The organism is Butyrivibrio proteoclasticus, assembly GCF_900115735.1.
Lineage (GTDB): Bacteria > Bacillota > Clostridia > Lachnospirales > Lachnospiraceae > Butyrivibrio > Butyrivibrio proteoclasticus_B.
In genome coordinates this window covers 168574-178579 of the sequence record NZ_FOXO01000006.1, presented here as the reverse complement: position 1 = coordinate 178579, position 10006 = coordinate 168574, and the positions used below count along the sequence as shown (strand labels likewise).

Here is a 10006-nt window from a genome sequence, read left to right as displayed (position 1 = left end):
GTATAAGGGGACGAAGAATGTTCTTGCACAAAGTGTGTTGCTTGCAATCGGATTCGATATCAATAAACTGCATCACAAGATCATGGCCGGCCGAACAGGAACTCATCTTTTTGAGCTAAAGAAAACGGCATAATTTTTGATCCTTAAAAAACAAACTCCTGTATCTGATCCGAAGATATCTTCGGACTATTAAGTTACTCTAAAAATATGAGATATGAGCAGAAAGCAGATATAAGTACCGATTTTTAGGCCTGAAAAAGGGCCATCGCCCAGATGATTCAATCATCTAATGCGACAGCCCCATATCAACTATATTGGCTGTGAATAGTAACAATTCATCATGTAAAACTGTGACCGCAAAAATAATCTTAATCGCTATTATACATTTACTATTTTAACAAATACCTCGAGACTAATTATACTAATTTTTCATGCCCCCGATAATAATAGTTTAAATACGTATGTATTTGCTATGTATAAAATGCCATGTGAACCAGCCCCGCAGGAGCCGATTCACTAATTTGCAAAGCAGTGCAACGGTGTACACCATTGCGCTTTGTTGAGGCACATCCCCAATCCCCTCACATGCAAATCCTATCGGATTTGGTCACGCTCTCTGCGAGAGCTACGAGAAAGATCAAGGTCAGTTTCATAGCCAAGGATTCAGTCGATGTCATACTTGGCAATCTTGTAGAGCTGCATTTTTTCTTTGACTTCATGGCATTCTTCGTAAAGCTTTCTCTTCTCGGACAGCAGTTCCTGGAACTCAGCATTAAGCTCTTTTGCACTGGGAATAGCTTTCCCGTCAAACTTATCGAAAGCTTCTCTGGATGCTTTGTTGAGTTGAATGTCCTTCCTATGTTCTTCATAGAAATACTTATTGTAACCGGATTTCCTGTAAGCAACATAGGTGTCATTGGTCATGGCGTAGTTTCGAATGTGCGTCTTAAGTTCAGATATTTCATCCAGTCTTTTCTCTATAGCCTTGATTCTGCTGCCAAGCTCCGTAAATCTTTCGCCGGAATCATCGGCTCTTTTTTTCAATTCTTCATATATCCTGATATCGTTCTCCTGAAAAAAGATGAGTGCCTTGGCAAGATTTTTTATGTTATATTTCTTCGCCCACAGCTCATAACCAGCACCCTTTCCCTGGGAGATAATATCCTGAATGCACAGGAGAAGGTCAAATTCTTTTTGTGGTTTCTTCGGTGCAGGTCTGTCTTTACCATCACATATGGCATCAATTTTCTTCTTGATATCATCAGCCTGATACCACTAACCAAGAGATCTGAATCTGATAAAACGCTTCCCACCTTTGCACCTTACAGCGGGGTGCTTACCACGCTTTATTTCGTAATCCTGCTTCTGTATTAGTCTTAAGAACTCTTCAAAATCTCTGGGGCTTTCTGAAAGCGCTTTGTCAATAGAAAGCCTTACTCCAACACTGTCGGAAGCTTTGTCCATGAAATCTTCATATGCCAGAGCCCCGGCACCATGGACGTTTCCTTTTACTGAAGCCACAAGCATCTGATCCTGTTCGGGCGGAATTGCAAGCCCAAGCATCTCTACGTTCTCAATGCCCATCTGCTCAGCGAGGACCTCGCCCATTCATTTGATCTCTATAGGTCTTACTTCAGGAGCATTCTTCACGGCATCAGCGTGAAGCTGCTCAGGTGTAATGCCATACTGGTCAAGCATCTTGTTAGTAACAAGGACCGAACCAGTCTCGCCAACATCTGTACTTACCACAAAGCGATAAACAACAGCCATGTCCTCCATGTTCTTATGAGGTACAGTCTCAAGAAGATCCGCATTTCTCTCTGCTGATACAACCTCCATGGCAAGAGTTTCCTTCATCTTGTCATAGTCTTTAAAGGCATCAATGTTGAAGTCCGGACGATTTGCAAGAGCACTCTCTGCTATGCCTACAGTCTCAGATACAATGCGATCATAGTCCATCCCATCTGAATAGGCCTTGTAGAGGGAATCGGTATTAAGGCTCACACCTATCTCACTGTCCTCAGGCTTGATAGTAAGCGCATCGTAGATCTCATTCAGCTTCTCCTGAGTGTGGAGCTCAACGAAATATTCTGAATCCGTTTTCTCTTCAAGGGCTCTTTTCACATCCTCTCTCAGTTCTTCCTTAAATGTTTCAAAATCCACTTTCATTTCCTCCATATGATTTTGTTATTTCCGGGCAAACAAAAACGCCGGTTCGCAGCCCTATAGGCTTACGAATCGACGTTCATTTTCCACTGTATTCTTTTGCGCAAAAGAAATGCACCAAGGAATGTGAGGCATCCATGTCTCACATTCCTTGGTGCATTATAACAATAACATATTCAAAAACGGATTAGAATGCACACTGCGTGATAATTTGTGATGCTGGCGCTGTTTTTTGTGATTCCGTGTGATAATTTGTGACGGCAAATACAAATCACTTTTTCTCAATATACTTACGAGACAGTTCATCTAGCTTTTCAGACACATCTTTACCTTCGAGGCCAAGTTGATTGCCTAACTGAATACCAGTTTTAAAAATAAACTGCATGCCTCCCATCATTCCAGAACCGCCATCTTTTTTTGATCCACCACCTAGTTGTGCAAGCCCATGGGTAATATTTGCTGCATTTGGTCTTTTTGCCATAAAGTACTCTCCTTTTCTTTATTCCTTAACTTTATCTTTTCATGCTGGTAGCTCTTGTACTAGTCGCTTAATCTCCTCAGCTTTTCTAGCTGCGTTCTCTACTTCTTTGGGTGTAAATAAAATATCTGCTACACACTTATCCCATTCAATCCCCGTAAAGCAGTATCCATATCGTGTTTCCTTATCTATAAATGCACACAATTCTTTCCCTGCTTCAGTAGGATACAATCCCCCGTTAGGGTATCGCATGGCTAAGCCTTTTTCTATGAGTCGCTTGTTTACTTCTCTGCTTGAAACACCTATCTTCCTTCCAAGACGTTCTGCAGTAAGCGTTTCCCCTGTTTTGTTTCCTATAAGAGGAAGTACATCATTACTGATTTTGGGCAATTCGATTTCTGGAAGCATTGTCGTTTCTAACTCAGTGCTTTTACCTACTTTATACATTCGCCATACACAGTAAGCTGCTGCAACAAATGCTGTGAACGCAGCGATTTTGAGAATCTTTCTCTTCTTATCATCCTCATTGATACTAATTTCATCAGTATCGTTCAACCTGTTTTTATTCTCATTATCCATTTTCATACTCTCCCAAAGTCCTTATTACACATCACCTATCACCAAGTCCCGTATCGTCTATTTCTTCTGGTTCATCAAGCCTCTCTAACCAATTTCTGTTAAAGAATATACTTGCAAGAGCAACTACTGCCGTCCCTATAACTGCAGCTCCTCCAATAATAGATGCCATTGACATTCCACTCGCAAGTGCCCCGCCAGCGAGTGCAGCTATTTCTCCATTTTTTTTGGCATCCTCGCCCATGTTGTCATAATCACCTAGAATAGCTGACATCACCTTACTTTTATAGTTTTTTTCCTCATCATCTTGTATTTTCGAAATTTCCTGTTCGATGAGCATTCTGATTGCAATATATTGCGTTTTTTTCAATGTAACCCTATCTTTTTCACTCTCTAGTCGAATAATTGTCTGTCGAGTAACATCTAACTTATCTGCAAGATATTGTTGCTTCCATCCCATGATTTTCCTTATTACAAGTAGGTTTGTTTGCATTTTCATGAGCATCTTGTCATTAACATTTCTAGATGACATCTTTTTTTCCTCCGTAGGCTACCTAAAATGTATCATTAATCTTATTATGTGTCAACTGATAATGATATTTACTATTGTAACATTTTGTTACATTAGTAATTAGACAAGTATCTCCCTACTCATAATTTTTAAAAAAGCTTTATGGCAGTAACCAAACCACCATAAAGCCATCCATTGAATTCTCGGTTATTCAAAGTTTTTGAGGGTCAATCATTTTGAGGGTCTGGTTTTAGGGTTTGGTTTGAGGGGCTACCGTGATAATAAACAAAACCAGGGTTAATCAGTTATTGAAACTGACTAATCCTGGCTCTTTTAATGTAGGGATCATTCCCTGCACTTCCTCCTTCTCTTATGATGTTTCTTGGACAAAATATCAAAGGAGGAGGATACATGAATAGTATCACAGATTTACTGGATCTTGAAGATAACGATGTGATCATCAGCAGCATCGATGTCCAAGGTCAGACCAAAGTCCTTACGCTTGAAACACCACCAACAGCCCAGTTCTGTCCTGTATGTGGCTTCAGGATGTACTCTCGTGGCGTAAAGAAAAGGACTATCAACCATCCAATTCTACAGGATAATTACTCTCTCGTTCTTATCCTTAAGCAGCGAAGATGGCGCTGCATCAATCCAGACTGTCACTACAGCACCAACGAATCCTTTAAGTTCGTGAATAAAAGCCGCAGGATGCTCTGTTCCGCATAGATTCCAAGCTCAGTGAATACAGAGAACTCAAGGAGAAGTATGTCCAGTTCAATTCGCACAACGCAGGAAATCCTGAGTATAGAACTACATAGATACAAAAAGGAAATCGGCCACATGACCAATGAAGAGTGGAATCTTCTGACAGACTGGGTCTATTCCGGTCATAGCCCATACACTAATGGTGATGGCGTTTTTGATGATGACGGCTGGCCCTTAGATTATATAAACACCCTTCGCAGCTGGAACGAGATGCAGGAATACTGCGATAGTTTAAATGATGTGGTTTTTCATGACTACGCCAACCTACCTGATGGAAACGCGCTTGATTTTCCTGATGATTTCCTCAACGCAAAAGATTTGCCTTTCTGACTGATAACAAAGCCTGCGGTGTGATCCGTGGGCTTTTAAAATGAGCCTTAAATTCAGACTCTCAAACCAAACCCTCAAAAAGTCCCCATACTAAAAGGGCCTGACCCTCAAGTCAGACCCTCAAAACGCTTGGCAAACCCTCAAAAAGTCTGATTATCCTGATTTTTATGCTTAAGTAGTTACCGTAGGATTACCTATTCCCAACTTAGCCTCAATAATCGGGAGAGTTTTTTGCTCAGACTGTATTTCAGTAAATGACTTTACAATTGCCTCCATTGTTTCTGAACTCCAATATATTTTTAGCTTCTCCTTGGCACGAGTAATTGCTGTATAAAAAATCGAATGCGTGATCTTTTCTGCATTACTAGATGGAATTATCACTTTGACAGAATTATACTCAAGTCCTTGCGCTTTGTGGATTGATATAGCATATGCTATTTGAAATGGAATAACAGTTTTTTTCTTTTCATCATCTTCTAAGTCATCATCCCAAGCAATTATATCTATTCTGATCCTCGTATAATTGGCACCACTATCAATATATTCTATTTCATCAATTTCACACTGTTCCTTTGTGAAAACAGCATAAACATCAATTGTAAAGAAAATCTTAGTTCTTCCTGGCTCTATTTCTATATTTACAATTGTTCCTTTTAGATTGTTGTATAATAAATTAAAACGTCGAGTATCGACAAAAAGTATTCTGTCACCAATTTTAAAAACCCAATCCGACCAGGTATACTCTGCGCTAGAAGTGTTGGCATTTTGAAAATATCGATTCATATTATTAAGTCCAAACTTACCGTCATAGTTCAAACACAATACAACCTCATCTTCGTCAGCAGGGATAAATATATTTTCACCCAAATCCTCTGAAAATGGACCATCCATTGCCAATTTCTCAGATATTATCGGTTTCTTTTCTCGTACTTCATCCCACAAACTCCTAAGTGCTGGATTATTCGTCCTCCAATTATTAAATAATTCTACATTTGCTCCTTTTGTCTTTATTACATCCTTTGCATAATAAAACCAATTCCCAAAATCTATTGATTCTATCTGATAAATATCACCGGACATAACTATCCGTTTATTTAAAGGAATTTTCGAAAGAACCTGCTCCATAGTACGATTATCAATCGTACTACACTCATCAATAAACACGACATCAAAATTTAGGATACTGCTTCCTTTTGCAACACTATCTATTGTTAAATACTGGACACTTGTCTTATTAATCCGCCTTTCCAAATTATGTAATGCCGTATGTGTCTTAGCAAGAAAAACTTGTGATGATTCCTCCATCATATCTGAAATATATTTAAGCAACGTTGTCTTTCCCGTACCCGCAGCTCCATATATAAGCATTACCTGAGAATTTACGAAAGCATACTTAAGAGCAATCTTTTTGTTTTCATCACTAATATTCTCAACAATACTATCAATATATTCTTCATTTTTGCGTTTACGTTCTTTGCTGTCAGCTTTTATTGACATTGACATCAGTCTGTACAAAATATTTATAGTTGTTCTTTCATAAGAATCAATCACTACAGCATTATCATTAAATAAAATGCTATATCCATGTCCCTTCTCCCAACTATCGAGACTATTATTATAACGGACTATATCTTCTACACTAGCAACTTTATCCACATCAAAGTATAATTCACCAGTCTCATCTATAAGTTTTTCTATTCTTGCATATGGTTCAGCTAGTTTTACTTTTTCAATATCATTTACTACTTCTGAAATCTCTACAGCATTATTACTTCTTGACTTAATCCCAACAAGGTTCGAAACCAAAGGATTTAACTCAAATGGCTTACACTTAATTGAAAAATTAGGTTCTGATGCGAATGGGTAGTAACCATTCTTGGGGATTATTTTTTCCAAAACCTCTTCTTTCATATTTAGCAAAGCAAATCTGATAGTATACTTTCCTACTTTTTCCGGATTAGCCCTATATGAATAATCATGTCTTAATTTTCTCAAAACATCTCCAAATTCATGAGTCTTTGTAAGACTATATATACCTGAGTAAACATTTTCAAAATTCTCATCATCTAAATTGATTATCTCAAGCAAATTGATTTTAGTCGCTGTTAAATAATTCATCAAAGCTTCATATTCGCCATAATTTCTGTTAATTCTCGTAGAGTAATTAATTATTTTAGCTATCTTATTTAGACAAGTAGGGGCTATTGATATTTTACAATTATTCAGCACTTTTATTTTTGTCGTTATCCCCCAAAGTGGTAATTTTTCTTCATTGTATGCTATTTGAATTGAATAATTAGTATTGATATCAAACTTACTATATACAGTTATCCTATTGTATTTTGTTGCATAAATACCAGCAAGCTGCAGCGTAATTTCAAAATACCTTTCCGTCCCAACAAAGAAAGGGGTCTTTTTCTGAATGTAATATCTCGAACTTCTTACAGCCTTTGACGCCATGTCAGTCTGCTCGATACAGCTTGAGACGGCAGTATAATACTCACTATCAACCTTATCAGTATTCCAGGGAAAGTCCTCAAGATTAGATAGAACAACTAAACCAAAGTCTTTTTTCATAAGTTTACGTATTTCCCAAAGATAACTATGATACTTTAACATTAGTCTTTCGGCTTGTCCCTTTGGAGGAATTCTTTTCCCAATATACTTTAGCCCCTTAAGGAAATTATAGAGACCTCTAGTCTCAGGAAAAAACTGAGCAATGTCCCAAGCATATTGTTCGCTCACACAAGTTTTCGAATATTTTATCGCTTCCAAAATAAGCGCTGCATAGCATAAGTCATTTAATTGATTTACTATTTTTCTAGATAAATCATCTCTTCGCTCGGAATCATTACCTTCCTCCATAATACATTTTGAAATCTCATGGCACCTAACTCTAACTATTTCTTCTGCTTCATCCTTTGAAATTAGTTGAGTATCTAATTTTTTTATAAATAAATGATTCTCAGCAATTTGGACTAGTTTTTTACAGAAGGACTCTATTCCTTCAGGTGAACATTGTATTTCATCTTCTTTCGAAAGATAAATAGTCTTACTTCCTTTTGAGAAATCTATCTCACCAATAAAAGATGGTGAGATGTGTTTCCAAAAAAAACGCTCTTTACCATGTTCCAATGGATCCAATACAATAAATAAGATTCCCGGATCAGAAGTCACTTCATCCGCAATGAAGGCAGGAAAAGCTAAACTATTTAGAATATACCTAATCTTTCCATCATCTTCACGATAATTACTAGTACCTTTTATCTGTACCATAAACACTTGCTCAGGTCTCCTGGAAACATCCGGATTTGGTACAAGTTCAAAAGTCCCATCATGATTAGGCCATTTATCGCAGCTAGAAAATGCAGGAAAAATCCTTCCTCCTTGTGCAATGTTATATTCCAAAGAATTAACAGCTGCTATATCTTCTTCCTCCCGTTGGCAATGCGTAGAAATATTTTTCTTTACATCGTTGATGTATTTTTCAATTTGTTCTCTTTGTGTCAAATCCATGATGTATTCATACCCCCAATTAGTAATCAAGTTATTATTTCACACTCCGACATTCTCACGGAATTTTCTATCTTTTCTATTTTATTCTCCGCTAAGCCCCAGCGTCAATGCGGCTTCTTTATGATTTCATTCCTAAAATTGTTCTTTCTTTATGAAAGAAATATCACCCCCTTCTCATGGCCCATGTACTCAGAAAGAATAGCTTGATGAACATAAACTCACTAGCGTTAAAATAATAATTCATAACTTGTTTTCATATGTACCAGCAAATCAATGCACCACCATACCAGCACGGTGACTATTTTTTCATATTCTCCTGCCACAGAACAGACAATAATTTACCCTTATCTTTCTCTCAATTCCCCTAACTCCTTAGCAGCATCTGTATTCATTTCTTCTTTTAATGTCGGGAACAACAACACGTCTCTGATTGCCGCAACTTTTGTTAGTAACACCTCAAGCATATCTATTCCGTAACCTATAACTCCTTATAATTGTAACACTCAGAAAAAGCATCTATATAATCTCCCTTATGCTCTTTTCGAATTCTCTTATGTTGAACGGACATCCATCCTCTTCAAAAGTAAGGATGAGATTCTTCCCCACAAAAATTCCGTTTCTTCTATATTCCTCTATCTTGCGCAGATTCTTTTTCCGATATTTCTCATCATCCATCCTGCCAAGGTGCTCGTGATATATAACTTCTCTCGTCCTCTTGTTAAGTAATGTAAAATCAGGGTATTTGATGACACCGCTCTTGAGCCGCAGCTCGCACTCATATCTGTATGGAACTCCAATCTCAAAGTACATATCCGCAATCACCATCTCCGACTTGGATCGCACCATCTCATCACGCCTGGTTGTATATATTTTCTCCTCTGGTTTATAAGTGCTGATGCGGAATTGTTCCTCACTCCATCTTCTGGCATACTCATCATCACTTATCAAAAGTGGAGACACGAGTATTTTTCTTTCCTTCTTGAGACTGTCATATACCGCCTCCGGAGTAATAATTCCCTGATTATCTTCCTTTGTTTTTGGGAAGTTGGCGCCTGCACCTATAGCTCTTTTTACAATTGTTAGTTCTTCCTGCGCTACATCAATAATCTTTTTCAGATAATCCTTCTGCGCCAGCTCTTGTGCTATCTTGAAATCGCTTTTTTTGATGTACTTCCCGTGAGTATCGGCAGAGTCAATAATCTTGTAATACTGCGGATTCCCTCTACAGTACGAAATCCGCAGCTTTCCCTCTGGCAATTTCTCAATCTTTTTATTTGCTATGGCTATACTCGCTTCCAGTTGCACCTTTCTTTTTTGTAATTCACCAATTATCTCATTATAATTTGTCATAGATTTTTCTCTTCTGTTATTATTTATCTTTATCTTTTTTCATGCACCAGCCATCAGGCCTATGATCCGGTCCTATCACCCTATCATCTGGTCCTATCATCCATGCCATACGGATAAATTCAATGCTATTCTTTGTTCCTATCCGTACAATATAGCTATCTCTTGTTCCCTGCTCTTCCCTTGTACGGATAAGATTACAGACTATACGCCATCTTATCCGTATATTATGTGGTATAAGAGCTGTCTACTGACCGTTTGTACGGATAAGACGGCTCTTTACTAGCATTTTTATCCGTACTTCATCTGCCAAA

At 37.9% G+C, this 10006-nt stretch carries 10 protein-coding genes; 2 read left to right on the top strand and 8 right to left on the bottom strand.

Going from position 1 to position 10006, the window contains the following annotated elements:
- Positions 1–663: 663 nt before the first annotated feature.
- The 6 genes from BM146_RS05675 to BM146_RS05650 all read right to left on the bottom strand — a co-directional run bounded on the left by BM146_RS05675 (position 664) and on the right by BM146_RS05650 (position 3752).
- Entirely contained in the window at positions 664–1044 is a 381-nt protein-coding gene (locus tag BM146_RS05675; RefSeq protein ID WP_074885629.1) for a hypothetical protein, read from the bottom strand.
- A gap of 231 nt (positions 1045–1275) precedes the next feature.
- Positions 1276–1608 carry a hypothetical protein gene (locus BM146_RS05670; RefSeq protein WP_074885626.1) on the bottom strand — a complete coding sequence of 111 codons (333 nt, stop codon included), beginning with the start codon at positions 1606–1608 and terminating at the stop codon, positions 1276–1278.
- Entirely contained in the window at positions 1609–2163 is a 555-nt protein-coding gene (locus tag BM146_RS05665; RefSeq protein WP_074885623.1) for a DUF5688 family protein, read from the bottom strand.
- A 274-nt stretch (positions 2164–2437) separates the two neighbouring features.
- A complete protein-coding gene (locus BM146_RS05660) occupies positions 2438–2647 on the bottom strand; it encodes a hypothetical protein (RefSeq protein ID WP_074885620.1) in 210 nt (69 codons plus the stop codon).
- Positions 2648–2686: 39 nt separating this feature from the next.
- Positions 2687–3223, bottom strand: coding sequence for a hypothetical protein (locus tag BM146_RS05655; RefSeq protein WP_074885615.1), 537 nt, complete (start codon positions 3221–3223; stop codon positions 2687–2689).
- 31 nt (positions 3224–3254) lie between these two features.
- Positions 3255–3752: a helix-turn-helix transcriptional regulator gene (locus BM146_RS05650; RefSeq protein ID WP_074885612.1), complete on the bottom strand. Its 498-nt coding sequence runs from the start codon at positions 3750–3752 to the stop codon at positions 3255–3257.
- A gap of 390 nt (positions 3753–4142) precedes the next feature.
- Here BM146_RS05650 and BM146_RS05645 point away from each other — a divergent pair, with 390 nt between their 5' ends.
- Positions 4143–4460: a transposase family protein gene (locus BM146_RS05645; RefSeq protein WP_074885608.1), complete on the top strand. Its 318-nt coding sequence runs from the start codon at positions 4143–4145 to the stop codon at positions 4458–4460.
- Between the two features lie 39 nt (positions 4461–4499).
- A complete protein-coding gene (locus BM146_RS05640) occupies positions 4500–4829 on the top strand; it encodes a hypothetical protein (protein ID WP_143087425.1) in 330 nt (109 codons plus the stop codon).
- Positions 4830–5000: 171 nt separating this feature from the next.
- Here the strand turns inward: BM146_RS05640 and BM146_RS05635 are convergent, their stop codons facing one another.
- Positions 5001–8345, bottom strand: a complete 3345-nt coding sequence (locus BM146_RS05635) for an ATP-dependent DNA helicase (protein ID WP_083413417.1) — start codon at positions 8343–8345, stop codon at positions 5001–5003.
- A 516-nt stretch (positions 8346–8861) separates the two neighbouring features.
- Positions 8862–9695, bottom strand: a complete 834-nt coding sequence (locus BM146_RS05630) for a hypothetical protein (RefSeq protein ID WP_074885603.1) — start codon at positions 9693–9695, stop codon at positions 8862–8864.
- Positions 9696–10006: the final 311 nt, after the last annotated feature.

Bases quoted from the DNA above. Each gene is read 5' to 3' on its own strand.
- BM146_RS05670 (WP_074885626.1), bottom strand. From the start codon at position 1,608: ATGGGCGAGGTCCTCGCTGAGCAGATGGGCATTGAGAACGTAGAGATG.
- BM146_RS05660 (WP_074885620.1), bottom strand. From the start codon at position 2,647: ATGGCAAAAAGACCAAATGCAGCAAATATTACCCATGGGCTTGCACAA.
- BM146_RS05655 (WP_074885615.1), bottom strand. From the start codon at position 3,223: ATGGATAATGAGAATAAAAACAGGTTGAACGATACTGATGAAATTAGT.
- BM146_RS05650 (WP_074885612.1), bottom strand. From the start codon at position 3,752: ATGTCATCTAGAAATGTTAATGACAAGATGCTCATGAAAATGCAAACA.
- BM146_RS05645 (WP_074885608.1), top strand. From the start codon at position 4,143: ATGAATAGTATCACAGATTTACTGGATCTTGAAGATAACGATGTGATC.
- BM146_RS05640 (WP_143087425.1), top strand. From the start codon at position 4,500: ATGTCCAGTTCAATTCGCACAACGCAGGAAATCCTGAGTATAGAACTA.
- BM146_RS05635 (WP_083413417.1), bottom strand. From the start codon at position 8,345: ATGGATTTGACACAAAGAGAACAAATTGAAAAATACATCAACGATGTA.
- BM146_RS05630 (WP_074885603.1), bottom strand. From the start codon at position 9,695: ATGACAAATTATAATGAGATAATTGGTGAATTACAAAAAAGAAAGGTG.